Consider the following 24272-nt stretch of genomic DNA (forward strand, 5'->3'; position numbering starts at 1 on the left):
ACAATGATTCATTGATTCATGAAGAATAATGATTCACTTGTTATATAGATTAATACCTAATCAGGGTTAATTCTCATCAAAGGTTGGTTATATTCCACCGCTTCGCCATTTTGGATGAGAATTTCTACGACTTGCCCAGAAACCTCAACCTCGATTTCATTCATCAGCTTCATCGCTTCGATGATGCAGACTGTTTGACCTTTACGGACGCGATCGCCCACTTCTACAAACGCCGCTTCCCCCGGTGCAGGAGCGCGGTAAAATGTCCCCACCATTGGGGAAGGCACTTCTACAAATCTCTGGTCAATGATCGGCGGAGAACTTGCCCCTGAGTGTGCGCCAGAATTAGTTACCGCATGGTCAGCAACACGATTGCCAACCTCCGGTGCGGAAATGGGTATTGATGGCTGTGCGATCGGTTGCACCGATGGCATGGACACAACGTGATTACTCACATTAGCAGCTTTACGTACTGTTAACTCAAACTCATCACTTTTGAGTGTTACTTCTGCAATATCAGTTTCTGCAATAGTTGCCAACAGTTGGCGAATTTCATTAAAGTCCAATGGCACAGTTTTTTTTACCTCGACCTATCCGTAAATAAGAATTTTAAGTTTGGCAGGGATTTAATCCCCCTGGAGGGATTGAAATCGGGATTGCCTCAAGAATGAAAGCAAACTTATTCCCTGCCTATGTATTTATCATCACGGGTATCAATTTTGATGCGTTCTCCTTGAGTAATAAACAAAGGAACCATCACAGTAGCCCCGGTTTCCACAGTCGCTGGTTTAGTGCCACCTGTAGCAGTGTCACCTTTCACACCTGGATCTGTTTGTGTCACCTCTAAAACTACAGAGTTAGGCAGTTCCACTTCTAGAACTTGCTCACCCCAACGAATCACGTTTACCTCCATACCTTCTTTGAGGTATTTGACGCGATCGCCAATTTGGGCAGCACTCAATCTACCCTCTTCGTAAGTTTCCATATCCATAAAGACGAACTCATCGCCCTCTTTATAGGTATGCTGCATCGTGAGTTTTTCGAGAGTGGCCTGTGGCACACTTTCCCCCGCCCGGAAAGTTCTTTCTAAAACCTTGCCGGTTTGGACACTTTTAAGTGTTGTCCGTACAAAGGCAGAACCCTTACCTGGCTTAACGTGAAGGAAATCAATCACTCGCCATACAGACCCATCTAATACAATTGATACGCCGGGTCGAAAATCGTTACTGGAAATCATGAAGCTTTTAAATCGTGGAAGACAATCGGCATTTATTGTACCCTTCCAGGGTAGTAATTAGGTAATTAGTCAATAGTTATATAGTTAATAGTCATTGGTCATTGGTCATTGGTCATTGGTCATTACTCAGCACCGGCTAAACGCCGCGCTACCGCTAACAGCACTCAGCACTCAACACTCATGTATGGGAAGATGAGTGATGAGTTACGCATTTTAGCCATACCATGTTGAATTTATTAAAATCCTGGCTGAAGAACAGCCTCATGGCAATACTGTTGGTAACAATATTTTTAGGCATAAATACAGCTGGCTGGACTCCTTCCAGTAACGCTGCCTTGCCATCTGGAAACGCAATCACTGACGGCAAAGCTCTATTAAGATATGCACTCCCGATAGATAATAAGCCAGTACGTCAATTGCAAGCCAGTCTAGAAGATATCTCTACTCAACTGCGTGCAAATCGGCGATGGGGTGCTGTCTCCAGAGACCTGAGTAAAGCATCCCGCATTCTTGATAAACCTTCACAAATCCTAGCAAGCGTTCCGGAAGAACGCCAACCTCAAGCCGAAGCTTGGCTGAATGAATTAAAGTCTGGCGTGGAAAAAAGTAAAGAATTGACCCAAACCAAAGACAAAGAAAAAATGCTCGAAGAGAGAGCAAAACTGCTGAATTTGGTATCTCTATTAGAAGAGTCAATGGTCAAGGAATACCCCTTTGAAGTTCCAGAAGAGTACAGTAACCTCCCACAACTCAAAGGTCGTGCCACAATTGCTATCAAAACCAATAAAGGTAATTTGACAGTTGTTGTAGATGGTTACAGCGCACCTGTCACTGCTGGTAACTTTGTCGATTTGGTAAAACGTGGTTTTTATAATGGCTTAGAATTTACCCGTTCTGAAGAATCTTACGTGCTGCAAACCGGAGATCCACCAGGAAAAGAACAGGGTTTTATTAATCCCAAAACAGGCCAATACAGAGCTATTCCCCTAGAAATACTTGCAGAAGGTGACAAAGCCCCCACCTATGGTATTACCTTAGAAGATGCTGGTCGTTATCTTGATATGCCAGTTTTACCTTTCTCTTCCTTTGGTGCATTGGCTATGGCTCGTCCTGAAAGTGAAGTTAATGGCGGTTCTTCTCAAGTCTTCTTTTTCTTGTTTGAACCAGAACTTACACCAGCAGGACGTAACCTATTAGATGGTCGTTACTCAGTTTTTGGCTATCTCATTGAAGGTAGAGAAATTTTGGATATCCTCAAAGCCGGAGACAAAATTGAATCAGCCACCGTAGTTCAAGGCATCGAAAACTTAGTAGAACCCCAAGCAGCCTAGACAATTGCTTTGTAGAGACGCGATTAATCGCATCTCTACAGATTCATAAAAAGTCAGGAGAGTGTCAACCTTCTTCGCTCTCCCGACTAACCAAGATTTCCAACCGCTAACACCTGCTCAATGGCGATGGCGTTCCGCCCAGCGTAGCTGATCGCTATTTCTCCAAAAGTCCGCGATATAATTTTCTGATTATCTGTATATACTGTCTCTTCGTACAGTCCTTCTTCCAGCAACAGCACAGAGATTTTCTTTTCTAACGGGTCTACAATCCAATATTCTGGTACTTCAACCGCCGCATATTCAGAACGCTTATAACGATAGTCCCGCTTGATGGAATCTGGACTGATAACCTCTACAATTATTAACTGCGGTGATTCAAAGACGGCTGATACATTGATCAATTCTCTTGCTTGTTCCTGCGTCACCACACACAAATCACTTAACCTAGACTTATTTCTTCCTGTCCTTACCCCAGCTTCCCGAAAAGTTAACCAAGGTAAATCCAAACGCTTAATTTCTGCTTTGAATGCGGTGTCTACAAAATCGACAATCAAGAAATGTTGAATTGTAGGGGGGTTCATTAATTCCAGTCTGCCATCCACTAGTTCATAGGGAAAACCACTGCCATCATCATAATTTAAGTAATCTTCAAATGTGAGATTTGTTACTAGTGAAGTGAGCATCCCAACCGACCCCTAGACGATAACATTATCCTATCTTGAGGGAGTAGGGACTGGGGACTGGGAAAAAGCAGAGGATTAATGACTAATGAATAATGACTAAAGTTAAAGATATTGGCGAACAAGGCCTTCTAGAAAGATTACAGCGTTTCTGTCCACCAGAAATTATTGGTGATGATGCGGCGGTATTGGTGACAGCACCAGAGCAATCTTTAGTTGTCACCACAGATATCCTAGTTGACGGTGTGCATTTTAGTTATATCACCACGTCCCCAGAAGATGCTGGTTGGCGTGCTGCGGCTGCTAATTTGTCAGATTTGGCAGCAATGGGTGCTTCTCCCTTGGGAATTACTGTGGGACTGGGACTTCCTGGTGATTTGAGTGTGAGTTGGGTCGAAAGCTTATACCAAGGGATGACAGAATGCCTGCAACAATACGATACCCCGATTGTGGGTGGGGATGTAGTGCGATCGCCTATTACTACAGTTTCAATTACCGCCTTTGGTCAAGTTCACCCCCATAAAATTATCCGTCGCTCTGCCGCCAAAGTCGGCAATGCAATTATTGTCACAGGTGTTCATGGGGCATCTCATGCGGGCTTAAAATTACTGTTAAACCCTGAATTAGGGCAGAACCTCACCCCAGTAGAAAAGACGGTTCTAATCAAAGCACACCAGCGTCCCCAACCACGATTAGATGTCTTACCCCTCATTTGGCAGATTTTAGAATATCCATTCCCTATTGCCGGTATGGATAGCAGTGATGGGTTAGCAGATGCTGTCTTACAAATTTGTCGCGCCAGTGGTGTTGGTGCAATCTTAGAAAGTGAGCAAATTCCTCTACCAACAGCTTTTACTCATTGGTTAACTCCAGAGCAAGCCCTAGAATATGCTCTGTACGGTGGTGAAGACTTTGAACTAGTGCTGTGTCTACCACCAGCATTGGCAAAAACTCTCATACAGATGTTAGATAACAGTGCAGCCATCATCGGCACTATTACATCTCATTCCCAAGTCATACTTAAGCATCAAGATGAAAAAATCCCTGACCGAGTTCTCAGCCTCAGTCAAGGATTTCAACATTTTAGTCAATAGTCAACAGTTCAAAATCCAATTACAAATCCAAATTTATCAACCTTCTAAAATCAGGTCTTCTTAATTTTGAATTTTGTTAGCGCAGCGTTAGCGAGTCTGCGAGCGTCATTTTGAATTGATTAGACCCACTTTTCAGCGACTAATTCAGCCAAATCTAGAACGCGTTGGCTGTAACCCCACTCGTTGTCATACCAAGCCATGACTTTAACCATGTCATTACCCATAACCAGAGTCAAGTTAGCATCAACGATAGAAGAAGCATCGCTACCTTGATAATCGGAAGATACCAATAGCAGTTCGCTGTAGTCCAAAATGCCTTTGAGTGAACCTTCAGCCGCATCTTTGAGAGCTTGGTTAACTTCTTCCGTAATAGTACGCTTCTCAACCTGAACTACGAAATCTACCATTGAGACGTTCGGGGTAGGTACGCGTAAGGCAACACCATTCAGCTTACCTTTAAGGTCTGGAATTACTAGTGCCACTGCTTTTGCTGCACCAGTAGAGGTGGGGACAATGTTGATGGCTGCTGCCCTTGCCCGGCGTAGATCACGGTGAGATGCGTCTAGCAATCGCTGATCACCTGTGTAGCTGTGAGTGGTAGTCATCGTACCTTTGATGATGCCGAATTTGTCATTCAACACCTTGGCGATGGGTGCGAGGCAGTTGGTTGTACAGCTGGCATTACTAATAACATGATGTATGTTGTGGTCATAATCATGATGATTCACACCAATTACAAATGTACCGTCCTCGTTTTTACCGGGGGCCGTGATGAGAACCTTTTTTGCACCAGCATTAACGTGCCTCAACGCTCCTTCTTTGCTGGTAAATACACCAGTGGCTTCGATAATTAAGTCAATTTCCCACTCTTTCCAGGGCAAGTTTTCTGGGTTGCGATCAGACACGCATTTAATGGTCTTGCCATTAACGGTGATAGAGTTGTCATCGGCGGTAATGTCAACATCCTTTAACTTCCCAAGCATTGAATCATACTTCAGGAGGTGTGCATTAGTTCTAGGATCTGATGTGTCGTTAACAGCTACTAGGTCAATATTGCTATTTTCTCGTCCTAGCCAACAACGTGCAAAATTACGTCCGATACGCCCGAAACCATTTATTGCGACTCTAATCACAGTATCTTGCCCTCTGTATATATGCCTATAAGTTGATATCTTTGACCCCAATCATATCGCAAAGGGGGGGAGTATTTATAACCTTAAAGTGTTGGATCAATAAAAAAAAACATATTTTATTCAGATTCATCTGAGTAGAGGTTGTGAGCAGCAATGTAGGATCTAACCTCTTCTGGCACTAAATGAGTAATTAATTTCCGCTCTCGACACAGGTTACGAATTAGACTTGACGAAACTCTCACTAATGGTGTATGCAAGAGTTGCCAGCGAATAGTTACTAACTGCTTTGCCAGTTTTTTCTCGACTTGCTTGCAGATTGATTCACTTTGAGCTATATTCTCACCACCTAGCAATCTAGGTGCAATTAGCCAATCACACATTGGTGCTAGTTCGTGTCTACGGTACCAACGAGGTAAGGTTTGGAAAGTATCTAAACCTACAATCCAGTACCAGTGAGTATTTGGGTAACAAGTAGACAAGTCGATCAAAGTGTTGATCGCATAAGAAACTTCTGAGCGTTTTGCCTCTATCTCTGAGACCGTAAACGCTGATATTTCTCTTGTAGCTAATTGTAGCATTGCCACCCGATGCTCAAATCCGGCAGCTTTTTTGTGAGGAGGATTTCGGGACGGCACCCAGATAACCTTATCTATGGGTACTTGATGCCAAGCTGTCTCAGCTATTAGCAGGTGTCCCCAATGAACTGGATCAAATGTGCCACCAAAGATTGCCAGTTGCTGCATTTGGTTATGCCTTGGCTCTATGCAATCGAAAATCATTTTCATTCCTAAAGGAATATCTTAATCAATTCATGCTTTGGCTTGATGAAATCTTAAAAGTATTTTCGCTACGAATGTACTTAATCTAGCTAACACCAGTAAGGACTCAAAAAGTATGTATTTCAAATTACAAGAATTTCTTTCCCGATGTGACGGAAATTTACTGAATAGTCTTAAAAACAGTTTGGAAATAGCAAAAACCTCCAACCGATGTAAAATCGTTCTCAACGAAAGAAAACACAACAAAACAGCCCGATAACATCAAGAATGAAAAAGATATAGAAGTAGTTACGGTAAAAATCAAAATCCTGTTATGATACGCGTGTCATTTGTGATTATGGTGTGGTGTGGTGTGGTGTTTAAGAGGAGCAATCAATGAATAATGCTGTAGATTTTGGCGGTAGACCGTTTCATTTTATTGGTATCGGTGGTATAGGTATGTCTGCCTTGGCATACGTGCTGGCTAAACGTCAATTGCCAGTATCAGGTTCTGATCTGCGACCAAATCATATTACACGTAAGTTAGAATCTATCGGGACTCATATTTTTAGTAGACAAGAGGCTAGTAACCTCGAATTCTTTCATCCTCAAGTGGGAGCTAATGAAATAGAATTAAATTCAGAAAAACAAGTTCCTTCTATCAAGGCAAACCTGCCTCAAGTTATTTGTTCAACAGCAATTAATGCCAACAATTTAGAGTATAAAGCAGCTCTGGAATTAGGTTGTCCAATTTGGCATCGTTCAGATTTACTAGCAGCCTTGATTGCCGAACACCATAGCATAGCCGTAGCAGGAACTCATGGTAAAACTACAACCAGTAGCATGATTGGCTATATGTTATTGGAAGCTGGTTTAGACCCTACGATTATTGTAGGTGGTGAAGTAAATGCTTGGGAGGGCAATGCTAGGTTGGGGCAAAGTCACTATTTGGTAGCGGAAGCAGATGAATCTGATGGTTCGCTAGTGAAACACGCTCCTGAAATTGGCATTATTACTAATATTGAATTAGATCATCCTGACCACTACGACACCTTAGAAGAAGTAGTTGAGACCTTCCAAAAATTTGCCCAGGGTTGTAAAACCTTAGTGGGCAGCATTGATTGCACTACAGTACGCGATCGCCTCAAACCTACAATCACCTACAGTCTCCATCCAGAGACTGACGCTGACTACACTGTGACTAACATTGACTATCATGCCAATGGAACTGCTGCTTTAGTCTGGGAAAAAGGTAAAGCCTTGGGAGTGCTGAATATGCGCTTGCTGGGTCGCCATAACTTGAGTAATGCTCTAGCTGGTGTAGCTGTTGGGCGTATTTTAGGCTTAGAATTTGGAGCGATCGCCAAAGGTATCGCCACCTTTGAAGGTGCTAGACGACGTTTTGAGTTTCGCGGTGAAGTTGATGGTATTACCTTTATTGATGACTACGCTCATCATCCAAGCGAAATTCGTGCAACCCTAGCTGCGGCAAGGCTGCAAGCCAGACCAGGACAAAGAGTAGTGGCGATATTCCAGCCCCATCGCTATAGTCGGACGTTAACCTTTTTAGAAGAATTTGCTGAGTCTTTCACCCATGCTGACTTGGTGGTACTAACTGATATTTACAGTGCTGGTGAACCCAATTTAGGACAAATCAGTGGTGAACAATTAGCTGAGGCTGTAGCTAAAGAACATCCCCAGGTAGTTTATCAACCAACTTTACCTGCTGTAAATGAATTTCTACTGCAAACTCTTAAGACTGGGGACTTAGCACTATTTTTAGGTGCAGGTAACTTAAATCAGGCGATTCCTGAAATCATTACTGCACTTTGCGAACCGGCTACAGCTACAGCTACAGCTACAGCTACAGCTACATTATAAAAGTTTTGCCTGAGCAAGAGTTTTATCAATTCACTCTATTGCTGTACTCATACAGCAGATAAATGTAAAAATTTCACAATTTATTGATGTAAAGATGAAAATTTCCCAGGCAGCTGGAAACGCCTGCACAGTTCCTGCTTCTACAGTAGAAACACAGGAAAAAAATGATTTAAGTGAAGGTAAAATCATTTACTTACCAGGTACTAATTGCGAAATCAAGTCCCAAGCTTTTTTATCTGCATATACTTCCTATCGAGTTGGTGGAGCGGCTGAATGGTACGTTGCACCAAGGAACATAGAAGCATTGCAAGCCAGCATCAAGTATGCACAAGAACATAATTTAAGAGTCACCACCCTAGGCGCAGGCTCTAATCTGTTAGTTAGCGATCGCGGTCTAGACGGTCTAGTGATCGGTACTCGCCATCTACGCTACAGCCACTTTGATCCTGTCACAGGCCAATTAACCGTCGCGGCGGGAGAATCAATTCCTAGTTTGGCATGGGCAGCAGCACAACTAGGCTGGCAAGGTTTAGAGTGGGCTGTTGGTATCCCTGGAACATTGGGAGGTGCAGTAGTAATGAACGCCGGCGCACACAGCAGCTGCATCGCAGATATGTTAGTGAGTGCTGAAGTCCTCTCCCCAGATGGGACATTAGAGACTCTAACACCTGCTGACTTAGGTTATACATACCGCACTTCACTACTACAAGGTAGCGATCGCATCATCACTCAAGCCACCTTGCAACTCAAACCAGGATTTGACCCCGCCCAGGTTGTAGCCATTACCAAACAACACAAACAGCATCGGCTGAGTACCCAACCCTACAACTTCCCCAGTTGTGGCAGCGTGTTCCGTAATCCCACACCTTACACGGCTGGGTGGTTAATCGAACACACAGGTTTGAAAGGCTATCAAATTGGTGGCGCACAAGTAGCTCATCTCCACGCCAATTTTATTGTCAATCGTGGTGGAGCAAAAGCCAACGATATTTTTAACCTAATTCGCCATATCCAGCACACAGTCCAAGAGAACTGGTCAATATGGTTAGAACCAGAAGTCAAAATGATGGGTGAATTTCAGGCTGCTGCTTGAGGTGCAGAGAACTCTTAAGAGGTAGGGAGAAGAGCAGAGGAGAATGAATCTTGCCCAATTCCCTATGCCTAATTCCCTATGCCCATTAAATATTAGTAAAAAAAGAGGCAAATTCCCGGCCGCCTCTATAATTGAATTTGATTTGTTATTCAAAGCACATGCGGATAATTTAGTTATGGCAGAAAAAGGACAAGGATTTGGCTTTGGCTTAGGAAAAATGAAAGAACTAGCCGAAGCGTTCAAAAAAGCACAACAAGTTCAAGAGGGTGCAAAGCGACTCCAAGAAGAATTGGAGCAAATGGAAATTCTGGGAGAGGCTGGTGGTGGACTAGTGAAGGTAATTGTCAGCGGCAACCAAGAACCCAAGCGCGTGGAAATTTCTCCCGATGCTTTAGCACAAGGCTCAGAAATGCTTTCCGACTTGGTGACAGTAGCCATGAAAAGTGCCTACGAAAAGTCTACAGCCACCATGCGCGAACGCATGGAAGAATTGACCAGTGGACTAGAACTACCTGGGTTTTAGCGATTAGTCATTAGTCATTAGTCATTAGTCATTAGTCATTAGTCACTCGTCATTAGTCATTCTTCAAAAGATTTGTTGACTATAGACTGTGAACTACTGACTTTTGACATATCTATAGTAGAATTTTATATCAATCTTTAGGAATAAGTCTTCAGATTCTCCCAATAGATTCCTATTACGAATTACGAATTATGAGTTATAAACTGTTGTTTGTCTGCTTGGGGAACATCTGCCGTTCACCATCAGCAGAGAACATCATGAATTATTTGATTGATCAAGCTGAATTAAGCGATCGCATCCTTTGTGATTCGGCTGGCACATCTAGCTATCACATTGGCAGTCCACCAGATCGCCGTATGAGTGCCGCAGCCTCGACAAAATTAGGAATTAAGCTACAAGGACAAGCTAGACAACTCCAGAAATCAGACTTTCAGGAATTTGATCTGATTTTAGCAATGGATCGAGATAATTATGACAATATCATTGCCCTTGATCCTACTGGACAATATCACCATAAAGTGCTTTTGATGTGTGAATTTTGTTCTCGACACACCCTTAAGGAAGTTCCAGACCCCTACTATGGTGGAACGGAAGGCTTTAATCAGGTAATTGATTTACTCCTTGATGCGTGTGAAGGACTATTGCAACATATTGTGAGTGCTGAGTGCTGTTAGCGGTAGCGCGGCGTTTAGCCGGTGCTGAGTAGTGAGTAGTGAGTGGGTGGGCATTGTATTTTTCTCCCCCTGCTCCCCCTTCTTTCTTTTCCCCAGTCTCCTTCTACTCTACAAGCCCATGCTTAATCGCAAAACGCACTAATTCAGCCCGGTTGCTGGTGTCAGTTTTTCTTAATAAGCTGCTGACGTATTTTTCTACAGTTCTGGGACTTAAGTGAAGTTGAAGTCCCATTTCTGCGTTAGAAAGACCGTGAGTTAAAAGTTCTAAGACTTCCTGTTCTCTCAGGGTCAAAGATGAGAGCAAGCCTGACCCCTCAACATGACTCAAAATAGAGTTATGAGTCTCTATGACTCTTGTAGAGCCAGGACTAGCTGAACTCTCTTTCTGAGGAAAGCGGTACTCAGATTGAATAATTTGCGATCGCTCCAATAGATTGCAAATAGCTGCGGCTAACTCTTCTAGCTCAAAAGGCTTCGGCAAGTATAAATCACACCCAGACTGATAACCAAGAATTCTTTCTTGAGTCTTGGTACGGGCTGTTAATAAAATTACGGGTAATAAGCGAAATTTTGGTTTTTGACGTACCCGACGTACCAATTCATACCCATTCATACGTGGCATGACAATATCGGTGACAATTAAATCAGGCTGGTATTCTTCCACCATTGCCAAAGCTTCTTGACCGTCATTGGCCGTAATTACTGCATAGCCTGACAGTTCAAGATAATCACTAATAGATAGACGAGTGCCCACATCGTCATCCACCACAAGGATCGTCAAGGGCATGGAAAGTACACCCCTAGCATTTTTACTCAGAAATTTCCTTCTAGAAGCTCTATATAAGAACACGCGTTACAATAGTGTTCTTATGTTTCATAATATGACAAGATTAGTAGCTAATGACTGTCTTAGGGGTGATTTATAAAGAAAATCTTAAATCCATAAAAAGATTAACAAATTTAAACGTATTTAAGACCCCCGACAATATAAAAACGCAGTAAATGTTGCAATTCTTCACAGAATAGCACAATGCTCACCTATTAATCACCCTAAGATAAATTAATCAACGGAAGAACAATTTTCAATGAGCGATAAGAGCGAAAGTTACAAAGTTATCAGTGATAATCGGCAAGCCCGCTATTTGTATGAAATCCTAGAAACCTTTGAAGCTGGGATTCAACTGACGGGAACTGAGGTTAAGTCAATCCGTGCGGGTAAAGTAAACCTCCAAGATGGTTATGCTTTGCTTCGTGATGGGGAAGCATGGCTAATTAACGTGCATATTTCTCCTTACAACGCTAGTGGGCAGTATTTTAATCACGAACCACGCCGTACCCGCAAGCTGTTACTACATCGCCAAGAACTTCGGAAACTCATCGGTAAAGTAGAGCAGCAAGGTTTGACATTAGTACCCTTGAAGATGTACCTGAAACGGGGCTGGGTCAAAATTAGTATTGCCCTAGGTAAAGGGAAAAAGCTCCACGATAAGCGAGAAGACCTCAAACGCCGCCAAGATCAACGTGATATTCAACGGGCAATGAAAAATTATTAAAGTAGCAACAGAACTATATATCTTCAGCGTGAGTTAAGTAAACACCTACTCTATAGCCGTAGATTGATTCTGTTCAATTCGGGAATCGTTACAGTGGTGGGTAACTTTAGAAGCTTATGAGGAAATCCTACCATGAAACGTGACTTCACCGCAGTTGTTGGGGCTAGCCTTCTGACTTTAAGTACGGCCATTTTGCCTTTAAGTCTACCTGCACAAGCTCAAGTCAATACTGTGCCTAGAGTAGATAATGTCCCCAGAACCACAACTTATTATGAACGTAATGATTTTGATTGGGGTTGGTTGGGTTTAATTGGTTTATTAGGTTTAGCTGGGTTAGCTGGTAGAAAACAGCACGACGAGCCAACCCGTTATCGCGATCCCAATGCTCCTGGGGCTACTAGTTATAGGGACTGAGATAATCAATTATTTCTTTTGTTGTACTAATAATTTAGAGGCACGGTAGGGAGAACTAGTCTTGATAATACCGTGCCTATTGTCTTGTGAAGAAGTTAATTGACTGTTGGTTCTGGTTGGTGTGAGTTATCTGCTTGAGTTTGATTTTGGTTTAAAGGTGTCCAGTAGCTGGCAATTAAGGCAACCATCAGCCACCAGAGGGTATTGACTTCAGGGCGAAACCAAATGGTGTCTACTGCACCGTGAGCCAGCATCCCTAACAAAGTAGCAAATGCCCCAATTAACCAAAATCCTTCTAAATTATTGGATTGTCGTAATCTGCGTAATTGTAAAAATGCCGTATTGACAGTGACAATGATTAACCAAAGAAAACAACCAAGACCAACAAAACCCGTTTCTACAGCCACCTCTAAGAAAATGGAATAGGCACTCAAAGCACTATAACGAGGACGCTGGTAAAGCGGATAGATTTTATTAAAAGAGTTATGACCAGGGCCAATGCCGATAATTGGCCGATCGCGGATCATCTCAAACACAGCATCCCAAACATTACGGCGAAAATTATTGCTGCTATCTTGGCGATCAGCAAAGATGCTGAAAACCCGTAAGCGGACTGGTTCAACAAATATCACTGCTACAACCAATAACCCGATCACGCTTCCTAAGAGTATGGGTAGTGACCAAGTGCGCCAAAAAGCTGGTAGTTGTATACTCCACCAATAAACTAGCAAAGCGATCGCCGCGAAGACTGCCACCAATAGCCCAATCCAGCCACCACGACTAAAAGTTAAAATTAGGCAAGTAGTATTAACAATTAGCATTGTTAATGCTAGGGACTTTTTCATCCATCCTTGCCAAGCAAAAATAGCTACTAGGCTAAAAACTACAGCTGGAACAAGATAACCAGCTAACAAGTTAGGATTACCTAAATAACTATAAACCCTAGTAGTTTTAGATAAAGGAGATGCTGGGTCAACCCAAGTAGCTAGTTGGACTGCACCAAAACGCCATTGCCTTAAACCGTATACACTGACAATTAGTGATACGTGTAAGTAGATAGTAATAATCCAAGACCGCAAACGAGGCGATCGCAGCACCCTAGCACACAAGGCAAATAGCAATAAATACAGCGTTAAAGTGATTAAATCATTCAACGCTGCTCTGGGTACAGGTGATAATGCTGTTGCGACTATGGCAATTGCCCAGTAAAGCAACACCAACAGATGAATAGGAGTAGCAAGGGGAGTTCTGATTGATGTTGGTTCATCAGTTAACGTCAGCAATAGCCAAAATCCCACACAAGCTAAGAGCAATACTCCTATCAGGGTACTAGAGACAAAAGGAGCGAGTGCATATACCAAGCTCAGTAAAGCCGCAGCAATTACATCTCCCCACTGGAGTAAAATACTAGTTTGCCGCCAAGGAAACAACAATCCAACTAGTAACCGATGTAAATAACTAGTAGAAAGATATTGTTTGAGCGGTAAATACGATAAAGTAAACCTTTGCCAGACTAAATTCATAAAACCCACTGTGATCAATTAGCAAGCCCTTTTAGCACTTGGACTTGATCATATAGCGGCTCATTATAAAGTAATAATCCAGATAGCAAATTGGTAATTGGTAATTCTGTTGTTAATAATAGCTACCATAGCAATCCTCTGAAATTTATGATCATTGGTGAGACTTGAGAACCCTGGTTGAGTAAAAAACCAGGATTCTCAAGTCTCATAAATGATTGAGGATGTTCATAGCAATTCCCCATAATTTTAAATACTGACTCTGAATGCTTCATTACAGGCTACTAACGGTATAGGTAAGACTTTCTATGAAATATCGCTGGTTTCCGGGGAGTTAGTTAGTTGCAGTGGTAGACTCAGTACATAACGATGCCCTGATTGTGGCGAACCTTGAATAGCAATTTGTCCACCATGTAATTCTGCCAATTGACAGCTGAGTAACAGTCCTAAGCTTTCTCGTGACAAATTACTTTGTCCTGGAGTTAAAACTTCTTCAGGGTCTACATCCGCAATATTTGTGCGATCGCCATCTAGATTTTGCAACTTTTCTAGTGTGATGGGCAAGCTCCCAGTTTCCTCATGACTATCGAGATGGATACTGTAAGGCGCGGCTTCACCAGCCAACTCCATCAGAGTCAATGAATTGAGACGGAAGTAAGGGTCAACCTCAGTCATACCATCTCCTAACCAGGGATGGGAAGCCCACACAGTAATATTGAGCGTATTTTCTTTGTAAGAAACGTGAATACGAATAATACTACCAGTGGCAGAAAGTTGAATTACGCTAAAAATCAGATGATATAGTATTTGCCGGACTTTATCTTTGTCCAACGGCCAAATTCTTCCACGTCCTGGTTCGATTGACAGGCGAATATCTTGCTCACGGCGATTAGCTGCTTCTTCCAAAGTATTAATCGCCTGCTGACACAGCATTTCCACATCTACAGGAACTAGATTAATGCTAGTAGCATTTTTATCCATTGCTCCTAGTTCGGTAATTTCATTAACCAGAGAAAGTAAGTACCGACCACTATGTTGGATGATATCTAAATATTCTCTTTGTTTAGTGGTTAAAGGCCCGTAAATCTCTCTTCCTAAAACACTGGTCATCCCTAGTACGGATGTTAGGGGTGTGCGTAGTTCCTGAGTCAGTTGTGCTAGAAGTTCTAGTTTGATTTGCTTAGTTTCGTGAGCTTCTTTGTCTAAACTAGATGAAGTGACTTTTGTGACTGTGTTCAGTTCTTCATTAAGTAACAAAGGAGTGGAGTTCTTTAAACTCAACTTATCGGCTTGTCCTAGCATCAGCAGTCGATTACGCTCAAATTCGCTCATGCTCCAACGAGCTATAATCTGTAAAAATTCAATGTCTCTATTCGTAAAATTACGTGGTACTAGATCCATCACTGCCAACGCACCCAGGCAGTTACCTGTAGCATCAATTAGCGGCGCACCTAAGTAAGCACGGATGCCATAATCTTGTACTAATTTGCTCGCCACTAGTGAGGCATCTGTCAGCTTTTGTGTATCGTTAATTACAAGAGTCTGAGAACTTTCTATAACCTGAGTACAAAAAGACTCGCCCCGCAACAACTGGCGACTTTGTGCCAAATTGTTCATTAAGCCCAGCCTAGATAAGCCCACAGCCGATTTGAACCAATGGCGTTCTTGATCTATGAATCCTAAAACAGAAATTGGTGCTTCCAAAAAGTGAGCAGCTGTTTGAGTAGCCTCTTCAAAAACTGGTATTGTTTCTGGGTGTCGCAAACCTAATTCTGACAATGCTGTGAGACGTTGTTGTTCTCTTGTTTCTTGAGAAGTCCAACCATCTTTAAGGACAAATAAGTTGTTATTCGGCTCTACCATTGCCACTGCTACCTTAATAATTGCTCGATACTGTAATTTATATAACCACTTTTGCTGGGTTATGATTTACTATTCTTAAGCATTCCCCAATTTAGCTGCTGACAAACAAGTTGGGGACAAAAATTTTGTACCTCTGTTGTAAATACGGTAATTAATGGTGTATTACTTCTCTCGTGAGGTTGCAATGAGCAGATAGCGTTAATTTATGGTGCAATCAGGGTATTCTAACCTTAGCAATACAGTGGTCTGAAGAATGAACAATAAAACAAGTCTTTTGATCATCAATATACAGATGAGACAAAACTCAGTTCTGTTAGGTTTTTTAACACTGTAAAGTATACGAAATCAAGACTGAATTACGCATCATGACTCATAAATATAACTCTGTAAACCGCAAATATTCTGATTTTTATTTTCTGAAATTTTTTTGTTAATATTAATTATTTGGATATAAATACCTGATCAAGGTAAAATTATCTGCTATTATATTTGCCCGTAAAATAAAATGTTTTTTCAGGAAATTTGATTCGTTGAATTGCAGATTTATAGTAACGGTAGCAATTATAAATAATAATTGATATCCCAGATTAAGCTTCTATTTGAGCATAAGTTAATCTCGATATTTTTAGACTGATTGTGGTGGGAATTCACAAATATATCATTTTGTGATCACAGATAATTTTTACTGAATTTAGGTTAAAGTCATAAAGAAAATCATGAATTTAACAATAAAGGTGGAAATTCGAGGACAACGCTGGCGCGAACTGCCTCCTGCCTTTTGCTTTCTTCAATTGAGAGGTTAACTAATCAATGAGTAGTAGAATAATTCCTTTTGTAGACCTCAAGTTACAGCATGAGTTAATTCAAAATAAAATCCAGCAGGCAATTGAGACTGTATTGGAGCGAGGAGATTTTATTTTAGGAAAATCACTGGCAGAATTTGAAATAGCATTTGCTCAAGCTTCAGGAGCAGAATATGGAGTAGGTGTAGCATCGGGAACGGATGCGATCGCGTTAGGTTTGCAAGCGTGTAACATTGGGGCTGGGGATGAGGTAATTTTACCAGTCAATACTTTTGTAGCCACCATGATTGGAGTTTTACAGGCGGGAGCAACACCCATTCTTGTAGATTGCTCTAGCCAAACAGCTTTAATTGATTTAGAAGCAGCAGCCAAAGCCATTACACCCCGGACTAAAGCTATTATTCCAGTGCATTTGTATGGTCAAATGGTATCACCTAGACAGCTATTAGATTTTGCTGATACCTACAAAGTGTTAATCTTTGAAGATGCCGCCCAAGCACATCTGGCACACAGAGAAGGATATCAAGCTGGTAGCGTAGGTACAGCCGCAGCCTTTAGTTTTTATCCCAGTAAGAATTTAGGGGCTTTGGGAGATGGGGGAATGATACTCACCCGCAACGCAGAAATAGCCCAAAAAGCTGCCAGGTTAAGAAATTACGGCTCATCCCAAAAATATGTTCACATGGAAATGGGTACAAACAGCCGTTTGGATACATTGCAAGCAGCTATTTTACTAGAAAAGTTACCATATTTATCTCAGTGGAATAGCGATCGCCTCAGCATTGCCCAACAATATGATCTAGAACTAGCACCCTTAGCCTCTGTTGGTATTACCCCTATCCAAAATCAAAGTGGTGAAGGTCATGTTTATCACCTTTATGTGATTAAAGTTGATAATAATTGCCCCATAGACCGGCAGCAACTCCAAACAGAACTAACAAAAGCAGGTATTCAAACTGGTATTCACTATCCAATTCCTTGTCATCTCCAACCAGCCTTTACCAACCTCGGCTATCAAAGCGGAGACTTTCCCCAAGCGGAAACACTAGCCCAGCAAATACTATCCTTACCGATGTACCCTGGTTTGAGCCTTAGCCAAGCCAGAGAGGTTGTAGCTGCTATTACCAGTGTAATTAGTGAAGTAGCAGCCAAGCCCACACCTACTACTGAAGTAGTGTAATATATTAAAAGTTACAATATTTTTCTTTTTGTCTCAGTGCCTCTGTGGTTAAAGAATGCCTCTATTAACACAGAAACACTGAGATAGTATTAACTGAATTGCTGAAAATTATGGCACTTCAACAACAAATAAAAAACAGAAACACAACCCAACTACTAAGTATAGGAATTTTCAGCCTGATAGTGCTGCTCTATGCGCCCGTATTACTCCACTGGGTAGACGGTTGGCTAAACAAAACTATTAGCATCGAACACGAATATTTCAGTCATGGTCTGATAGGTCTACCATTCGCAGGTTATCTGAGTTGGAAACACCGAAAACAGTGGCAACGCCTGCCCAATAAAACCCATCCTTTGGGTGTAGCTTTATTAGTTATTGCGGCAGTGTTTTATTTAAGCGGTGTGACAGAGTGGGTAAATCTTTCCTTACCCATAATACTGGCAGCATTATGCCTGTGGTTTAAGGGTTTTCCAGGCTTAAGACTACAGGGATTTTCCCTAATACTGGTATTCCTCGCAACTCCCACCGCATTACCTTACCTGATTGCCCCTTATACATTTCCCCTGCAAAGTTTCATTGCCGCGACAGCAGGTTTCATCCTCAATCAGTTTGGCATGGAAGTAGTTGTTGATGGCATCAACATCTATGTTGGAGGCAAAATCGTCGAAGTTGCCCCCTATTGTGCAGGCTTAAAAATGCTGTTTACAACTATTTACGTCAGTTTGATGTTGTTGTATTGGACAGGAGCTTTATCTTCTCGTCGGGTAACAGTTTGGTTTTTATCAATTGCCGTTATCATCAGTGTTATTGCTAATATCATTCGTAACACCTTACTGAGCTTCTTTCATGGTGCTGGTCAGGAAGCTGCTTTTACATGGTTACATGATAGTTGGGGCGGCGACCTATATTCTGCCCTGATGTTACTTTCCTTAGTACCTCTGTTGAATTGGCTAGATCAATATCTGTCAGCACCACCGGAAATCGAACTAGAAGCAGAAGGATAAATGAGTAATGAGTAATGAGTAATGAGTAATGAGGGGAATTGGGAATTAGGAATTAATTATTTTTTTTATCCAGTCCCCAGTCCCCAGTACCTCTTGACACTAACCATTAATTTTACTGAACCTACAGGGTCATTTTTTCAGGTAGAATTTTGCGTAAATATAGCAATTTTTACCGATGATTTCCTTATCTAAATTTTTTAAATACAAGTATTTAACTTATCTAACAGTGCTGTTACTGTTGCTACTGCTATTAGTAACAGGGGCAGTTCCAGGATACTTAACAGGAAAATGGCAATGGAAACAACCACCAGCTGTTACCAATCTCAAATTATTAAAAGATATACGTAGCAAGGGTTTAACTTTGTCTGGTTGGAAAACTCTTGAACAAGTAGAACAACAAATTGGTACAAATAAATGGTCATTGCAACTGATACAGCAAGAAAGCTCGCAAAAAAAAGCTATCTTGCTGTTATTGCCGCAAAATGGCCCAACGGATCAACCGGAAATCGAATGGACAGATATTAGCGGTTGGGGAAAGTCCCGTTGGGGAAAATGGGATATAGCTCAAGAACGTTCAGCTCAGTTGATTGTCAAACAATCACCCCATAGGGAAAATACCCAAACTCAGGTAGAAGCAATATTCTTTCGCGCCGCCACAAATCAAGAAACCTTTGCTGTCTTGCAATGGTACGCTTTACCAAATAGTGGATATTCATCACCGTTTCGCTGGTTTTTAGCCGATCAATTTGCACAATGGCAGAAAAATCGTGCGCCTTGGGTTGCTGTCAGTATTATTGTGCCTATAGAACCTTTAGGACAGGTGGAAACTACTTGGCCTTTAATAGAGTCTATTGGGGAAACAGTACAATCCACATTAATGGGAGAAGTTTTTAACCCTACTCAATGAGTGTCATAACTTCTGGCAATATATTCTAAAGACCAGCAATGTTAATATTTACGAGTTCTTATATGCGTGCATTGAGCGCCCTGTGTTGTGTAAGTTTTCAATTAGGGCTTTTCTTAAACACTTTTCAACCTGTTTTAGCTCAAACTTTGCCACCTGAAGGGGAATTACCAGTAAAATTCCCTTCACCTCCACCAGAGACTGAGGTTGCACCAGCTAGCACGAATAACGAAATTTCTCCTCAATTTAACCGCTACTTGTTGGGTCCAGGGGATACTATTAACGTGACATTTGAACGTCCTCCTGGCCCTTATCGCTTGGGTTCAGGAGACGTAATTAGTGTAATTGTGCAACGCTTTCCAGATTTAAGCTTTCAAGCTGGAATTAACCCAGAAGGTAACATCATAGTTCCCCTCCTAGAAACAGTCCCACTGCAAGGTTTAACATTACAAGAAGCCCAAGCAAAAATTCGCTCTTTGCTCAATCAATATGTGATTGACCCCGTCGTTGTTTTATCTTTGACATCACAGCGTCAAGATTTGAGTTTTCAAGCCCAAGTTAGTCCAGAAGGCAATATTGTCGTACCACAAGTTGGCCTGGTTTCTATCCAAGGTTTAAGTTTAGAAGAAGCAAAAGAAAAAATTGGTTTGAGTTTGGGTCGTATTTTAGTAAATCCAATGCTGGTTGTATCTCTGGCCAGCCCCCGTCCTGTGCAGGTAACTATCAGTGGGGAAGTATTTCGACCAGGTATTTATAATATTTCCGCCGCTTTACCCCGTGTGGCTGATGCTTTGCTGACAGCTGGTGGTTCTAGCATTGGTGCTGACTTGAGACAGGTGAAAGTACGTCGTCGGTTGATGGATGGTTCTACCATTTCACAAAATATTGACCTGTATGGGACACTGCAAAATGATGGTTCACTACCTAACTTACGTCTGCAAGATGGCGATGCTATTATTGTCCCACGCCGAGAAATCGGCACAGATGACGGTTATGACCGTACTTTAGTATCTCGTTCCTCCTTGGCTATACCGCAAATTAGAATCCGAGTTTTAAATTACGCGGCTGGGGGAATAGTGACGCAAGCCCTGCCAAATGGTAGTACGTTTATCGATGCCTTGGGTGGGATCAATCTTGATACTGCTAACCTGCGAGATATTGCTTTAGTACGCTTTGACCCGGAACGAGGGAAAGCTGTAACTCAATCATTAGATGCGAAAAAGGCTATGAGTGGTGATGTCGCCCAAAATGTGCCTCTGCAAGATAATGATGTGATTGTAGTTGGTCGCAACCTAATTGGCAGAATTACCAACTTTCTTAGTACAATTACTCAGCCATTTTTCAATGTACGTTCGTTCCTGAATTTCTTTGAAAACTTTGGCGGCAGAAATTAAAATATGTTTTTTGAGGTAATGGACTTGTAAAGGATAAATCAAGAATGTAGCAAAATGAAACACGGGGGTGACTAATGAATCGTCAATCATGAATAATAACAGTAACTATAATAACAACTAGCGATCGCCGATTCTATCCACCTTTGTCTGTTTACCTATGCTTCTGTTATGACCCCACCAATTATTAAGCGTTACGTCATTGCTTTTGAAAAGTACAAATGGATTGGACTAGCCAGCTTTGGTTTAATTGTGGCGGGGTCAACAGTCGTAGCTATCCAACCCGATCCACCACCCACCTATGTAGCAGACAGCTCATTAACCTACTCTCGCCCACCAGTCTCTTTCTCTGCTACTGGTAGTGAAATTCAACAACAAGGTCAAGAACTCAATGAGGAAGTATTACTCTCTGACCAGTTGATTGAACGTGTGGGAACAAAAATGAATGTCTCACCAAAAACTGTCGGTGCAAGTGTAGCATTGAAGCTACCCAGGAGAAATGCCCGGACTGGGCAATTAGAATCTAATATTATTGAACTCAAGTATCGAGACAGCAACCCCAAACGCGCCCAGGAAGTCTTGGTAGAATTGATGCAAGCGATGGTCAAGTTGAGTAGTGATATTAATACGGGGCGTTTAAGAGCAATTATTGAAAAAATTAATGAACGCATACCGCAGGCTCGGTCAGAACTGCAAGCAGCTGAACAGAGGCTAGAGATTTACGATCGCCGGGAGCGTCCTGCTATATTGGCAGCTGAAAACGGTAGTCTGTTGAGTGCTGTCACAAATAGCCAAAATCAACAGCGTTTAATTCAACAAACTGTTGCGGGGATTGATGCCCAAGTTCGCAGTTTACAAGATAAATTAGGTTTAAACGTCGGTCAAGCTTACGTTTCCTCTGCCTTAAGTGCCGACCCAATTCTGGGCAATTTGCGAACACAACTTTACCAAACTGAATCACAGATAGCTTTGCTGCGGAAGGATCTGCGACCAGAACATCCCACCATGATTCAGTTGCAGCGTCAAAAACAAGCCACAGAGGAATTACTGCAACAACGAGCCGCAGAGGTGATAGGTGGTGATGGTACAGCCGCACCTCTAGCGGGGAGTGTGACGGGTATTCGCGCCCAAAGCAACCTCGATCCGGCAAGACAACAGCTAGCAAACCAGATGGTGGCTTTACAAACCCAACGCGAAACCCTGGAACAACAGTTATTACAGCAAAGGCGTGAAGAACTGCAACTACGTCAGGAGTATTCCCAAATACCTAATAAACAACTAGAGCGATCGCGCTTAGAACAGGAAGTGGGACTCAAAAAAGCAGTTTTTGACCAAATGCAGGCCAAGCTAACTGATGCCAAAACTGCTGAGGCAGAAACAGTCAGTAGTTTTAGTGTTGCCAGACTTCCTTCTATTACAGCTGATGCCAAAAAACCCAAGAGTATACCCTTAACTTTGGGTGTGGGTGGGTTCTTAGGATTTTTGGTGGGTGGTGGGGTAATCTTCTTATTGGGTTCTCTAGAAGGTACTTTCAGAACCAGAGAGGATATCCGCGACAGTCTCAAACAGCGCGAAGTAGCGATGCTGGGAGAATTACCGTTGATGCCTGTGGATGATTTGCCACCAGAAGGAATACCTGTGGTTTTATCTTCTGAGTCGCTGTATTTAGAGTTTTATGAAAAGTTCCGCAGTAACTTGCGCCGCCTTGGGGGCAGAGACTTAAAGGTCGTATTAATTACGAGTACAAGTAGTCAGGAAGGTAAAACTACCAGTGCTTATAACTTGGGTGTAGCGGCGGCGCGTGCTGGCAAAAGAACTTTAATCATTGAAACCGATTTGCGATCGCCTTCACGCTGTTTATCTTTGAAAGTCAACCCAGACCCTGATGCTACCCTAGAACCCCTGCGTTATTACGGCAGCCTGAGCGAATGTATCCGCTTAGTCCCTGAAGTTGAAAATCTATACATTATTCCCAGCCCCGGCCCTGTGCGCCAATCTGCTGCTGTTTTAGAATCCAGCGAAATGCGGCGACTGATGGAAGATGTCAGGGAACGTTATGATCTCGTAATTCTCGATACTAATTCCCTCAGCTTATCCAATGATCCTCTATTAATCCAACCCTACAGTGATGGCATAGTATTGGTAGCAAGGCCAAACTATACCCAAGAAAATATGTTGGGTGAGGCTATTGATCAATTATTAGAAGCTGAACTGGGTCTGGTAGGAGTGATTATCAACGGTGCTGATATCAGTATTGTCTTACCTCCATCAGATGAATCTTTATCTGGGGAAGAAGTAGGAATCACAGATGAAGTAACAGAGATTTCCGTAGGTGCTAATAAAATTTAATTTTTAGTACCTAATCCATGAATAATCTTCATCTCATCTCTGAGTATAAAAATTTTGAGGGCAAACTCGGTTTTTACTCTCATAAATCTTCAGCCTGTAATAGCGAAATGCGTTTTGCTGTCTATCAGCCACCGCAAGTTAACCAAAAACCAGTACCAGTTCTCTACTTTCTCTCTGGTTTGACTTGCACTGAAGAAAATTTCATGGTTAAGTCTGGGGCGCAACGCTATGCAGCTGAGTACGGTTTGATGTTGGTTACACCTGATACCAGCCCCCGTAACACTGGTATCAGGGGTGAGGATGACGACTGGGATTTTGGTACAGGTGCGGGTTTTTATGTTGATGCGACTGAAGCACCGTGGAAATCCCACTATCAAATGTATAGTTATGTCGTGCAAGAATTACCTGCTGTCATTGCGGCTAATTTCCCCGTGCAAGCGGAGAATCAGGGAATTTTCGGTCATTCAATGGGGGGACATGGGGCGTTAGTATGTGCTATGCGAAATCCCAATTTATATAAATCTGTATCAGCCTTTGCACCGATTGTTGCACCTATGGGTTGTCCTTGGGGACAGAAAGCTTTTAATGGTTATCTAAGTAGTAATCAAGACAGTTGGCGTGCTTATGATGCTAGTGAATTGGTGCAGCAAGTTGGTTATCACAGTTCAATTTTGATTGATCAAGGTACTGCCGATCAATTTCTCACGGGGCAATTGCTCACAGAAGTATTTGCACAGGCTTGTAAAAGTGTTAACCAGCCTCTAAACTTACGGTATCAAGCAGGCTATGACCACAGTTATTATTTCATTGCTAGTTTTGTAGAGGATCATATTCGCCATCATGCGATCGCTTTTGGTTTAATTCCAGATTAAGGAAAAGAGCAAATC

The 24272-nt window shown here is 42.2% G+C and carries 22 protein-coding genes; 14 read left to right on the forward strand and 8 right to left on the reverse strand.

Translation table 11 applies throughout. From position 1 onward, the window contains the following. Positions 1-56: 56 nt before the first annotated feature. Positions 57-572: an acetyl-CoA carboxylase biotin carboxyl carrier protein gene (gene accB / locus VB693_RS18495; protein ID WP_323267533.1), complete on the reverse strand. Its 516-nt coding sequence runs from the start codon at positions 570-572 to the stop codon at positions 57-59. A 107-nt stretch (positions 573-679) separates the two neighbouring features. Further along, positions 680-1237, reverse strand: a complete 558-nt coding sequence (gene efp, locus VB693_RS18500; RefSeq protein ID WP_190704040.1) for an elongation factor P — start codon at positions 1235-1237, stop codon at positions 680-682. Between the two features lie 224 nt (positions 1238-1461). Here efp and VB693_RS18505 point away from each other — a divergent pair, with 224 nt between their 5' ends. Continuing rightward, entirely contained in the window at positions 1462-2568 is a 1107-nt protein-coding gene (locus VB693_RS18505; RefSeq protein WP_190704043.1) for a peptidylprolyl isomerase, read from the forward strand. An 86-nt stretch (positions 2569-2654) separates the two neighbouring features. Here VB693_RS18505 and VB693_RS18510 read toward each other — a convergent pair whose 3' ends face one another. Further along, entirely contained in the window at positions 2655-3251 is a 597-nt protein-coding gene (locus VB693_RS18510; RefSeq protein WP_323267534.1) for a Uma2 family endonuclease, read from the reverse strand. A gap of 92 nt (positions 3252-3343) precedes the next feature. Here VB693_RS18510 and thiL point away from each other — a divergent pair, with 92 nt between their 5' ends. Beyond that, a complete protein-coding gene (gene thiL, locus VB693_RS18515; RefSeq protein ID WP_323267535.1) occupies positions 3344-4342 on the forward strand; it encodes a thiamine-phosphate kinase in 999 nt (332 codons plus the stop codon). A gap of 119 nt (positions 4343-4461) precedes the next feature. On the opposite strand, the gene VB693_RS18520 is transcribed toward thiL, so the two are convergent. Together VB693_RS18520 and nadD are read right to left on the reverse strand one after the other, a co-directional pair. Next, the gene (locus tag VB693_RS18520) at positions 4462-5475 is read right to left on the reverse strand and encodes a type I glyceraldehyde-3-phosphate dehydrogenase (protein ID WP_190704051.1); all 1014 of its coding nucleotides are present in this window, start codon (positions 5473-5475) and stop codon (positions 4462-4464) included. A gap of 116 nt (positions 5476-5591) precedes the next feature. Beyond that, complete coding sequence (gene nadD, locus VB693_RS18525; RefSeq protein WP_323267557.1) at positions 5592-6218, reverse strand: nicotinate (nicotinamide) nucleotide adenylyltransferase; 627 nt, start codon at positions 6216-6218, stop codon at positions 5592-5594. Positions 6219-6629: 411 nt separating this feature from the next. Between nadD and murC the strand changes: the two genes are divergently transcribed. From murC to VB693_RS18545, 4 genes are all read left to right on the forward strand, one after another. After that, positions 6630-8114 carry a UDP-N-acetylmuramate--L-alanine ligase gene (murC, locus tag VB693_RS18530; protein WP_323267536.1) on the forward strand — a complete coding sequence of 495 codons (1485 nt, stop codon included), beginning with the start codon at positions 6630-6632 and terminating at the stop codon, positions 8112-8114. A 94-nt stretch (positions 8115-8208) separates the two neighbouring features. Further along, entirely contained in the window at positions 8209-9207 is a 999-nt protein-coding gene (gene murB, locus VB693_RS18535; RefSeq protein ID WP_323267537.1) for a UDP-N-acetylmuramate dehydrogenase, read from the forward strand. A 175-nt stretch (positions 9208-9382) separates the two neighbouring features. Next, positions 9383-9730 (forward strand): YbaB/EbfC family nucleoid-associated protein, encoded by a 348-nt coding sequence (locus tag VB693_RS18540; protein WP_190704110.1) that lies wholly within the window; start codon positions 9383-9385, stop codon positions 9728-9730. A 191-nt stretch (positions 9731-9921) separates the two neighbouring features. Next, a complete protein-coding gene (locus VB693_RS18545) occupies positions 9922-10404 on the forward strand; it encodes a low molecular weight protein-tyrosine-phosphatase (protein WP_323267538.1) in 483 nt (160 codons plus the stop codon). A gap of 103 nt (positions 10405-10507) precedes the next feature. Here VB693_RS18545 and VB693_RS18550 read toward each other — a convergent pair whose 3' ends face one another. Next, entirely contained in the window at positions 10508-11191 is a 684-nt protein-coding gene (locus VB693_RS18550; RefSeq protein WP_190704066.1) for a response regulator transcription factor, read from the reverse strand. 298 nt (positions 11192-11489) lie between these two features. On the opposite strand from VB693_RS18550, the gene smpB reads away from it, so the two are divergent. Both smpB and VB693_RS18560 read left to right on the forward strand, forming a co-directional pair. After that, positions 11490-11957 carry an SsrA-binding protein SmpB gene (gene smpB / locus VB693_RS18555; protein ID WP_190704069.1) on the forward strand — a complete coding sequence of 156 codons (468 nt, stop codon included), beginning with the start codon at positions 11490-11492 and terminating at the stop codon, positions 11955-11957. A 132-nt stretch (positions 11958-12089) separates the two neighbouring features. Next, positions 12090-12371, forward strand: coding sequence for a WGxxGxxG family protein (locus tag VB693_RS18560; protein ID WP_323267539.1), 282 nt, complete (start codon positions 12090-12092; stop codon positions 12369-12371). A gap of 95 nt (positions 12372-12466) precedes the next feature. On the opposite strand, the gene VB693_RS18565 is transcribed toward VB693_RS18560, so the two are convergent. Further along, positions 12467-13894, reverse strand: a complete 1428-nt coding sequence (locus VB693_RS18565; protein ID WP_323267540.1) for an IctB family putative bicarbonate transporter — start codon at positions 13892-13894, stop codon at positions 12467-12469. 303 nt (positions 13895-14197) lie between these two features. Further along, complete coding sequence (locus tag VB693_RS18570; protein ID WP_190704113.1) at positions 14198-15754, reverse strand: GAF domain-containing protein; 1557 nt, start codon at positions 15752-15754, stop codon at positions 14198-14200. A gap of 810 nt (positions 15755-16564) precedes the next feature. On the opposite strand from VB693_RS18570, the gene VB693_RS18575 reads away from it, so the two are divergent. From VB693_RS18575 to fghA, 6 genes are all read left to right on the forward strand, one after another. Next, the gene (locus tag VB693_RS18575) at positions 16565-17737 is read left to right on the forward strand and encodes a DegT/DnrJ/EryC1/StrS aminotransferase family protein (protein WP_323267541.1); all 1173 of its coding nucleotides are present in this window, start codon (positions 16565-16567) and stop codon (positions 17735-17737) included. A 110-nt stretch (positions 17738-17847) separates the two neighbouring features. After that, positions 17848-18741: a cyanoexosortase B gene (gene crtB / locus VB693_RS18580; protein WP_323267542.1), complete on the forward strand. Its 894-nt coding sequence runs from the start codon at positions 17848-17850 to the stop codon at positions 18739-18741. Positions 18742-18916: 175 nt separating this feature from the next. Beyond that, the gene (locus VB693_RS18585; RefSeq protein ID WP_323267543.1) at positions 18917-19648 is read left to right on the forward strand and encodes a cyanoexosortase B system-associated protein; all 732 of its coding nucleotides are present in this window, start codon (positions 18917-18919) and stop codon (positions 19646-19648) included. A 38-nt stretch (positions 19649-19686) separates the two neighbouring features. Continuing rightward, positions 19687-21039 carry a polysaccharide biosynthesis/export family protein gene (locus VB693_RS18590; RefSeq protein WP_323267544.1) on the forward strand — a complete coding sequence of 451 codons (1353 nt, stop codon included), beginning with the start codon at positions 19687-19689 and terminating at the stop codon, positions 21037-21039. A gap of 168 nt (positions 21040-21207) precedes the next feature. Continuing rightward, positions 21208-23385, forward strand: coding sequence for a polysaccharide biosynthesis tyrosine autokinase (locus VB693_RS18595; RefSeq protein ID WP_323267545.1), 2178 nt, complete (start codon positions 21208-21210; stop codon positions 23383-23385). Between the two features lie 17 nt (positions 23386-23402). Beyond that, complete coding sequence (gene fghA, locus VB693_RS18600) at positions 23403-24257, forward strand: S-formylglutathione hydrolase (RefSeq protein WP_323267546.1); 855 nt, start codon at positions 23403-23405, stop codon at positions 24255-24257. The last annotated feature ends 15 nt before the right edge of the window (positions 24258-24272 follow it).

The sequence above is a fragment of the Anabaena sp. UHCC 0399 genome (genome assembly GCF_034931465.1).
GTDB classification, from domain to species: Bacteria; Cyanobacteriota; Cyanobacteriia; order Cyanobacteriales; family Nostocaceae; genus Trichormus; species Trichormus minutissimus.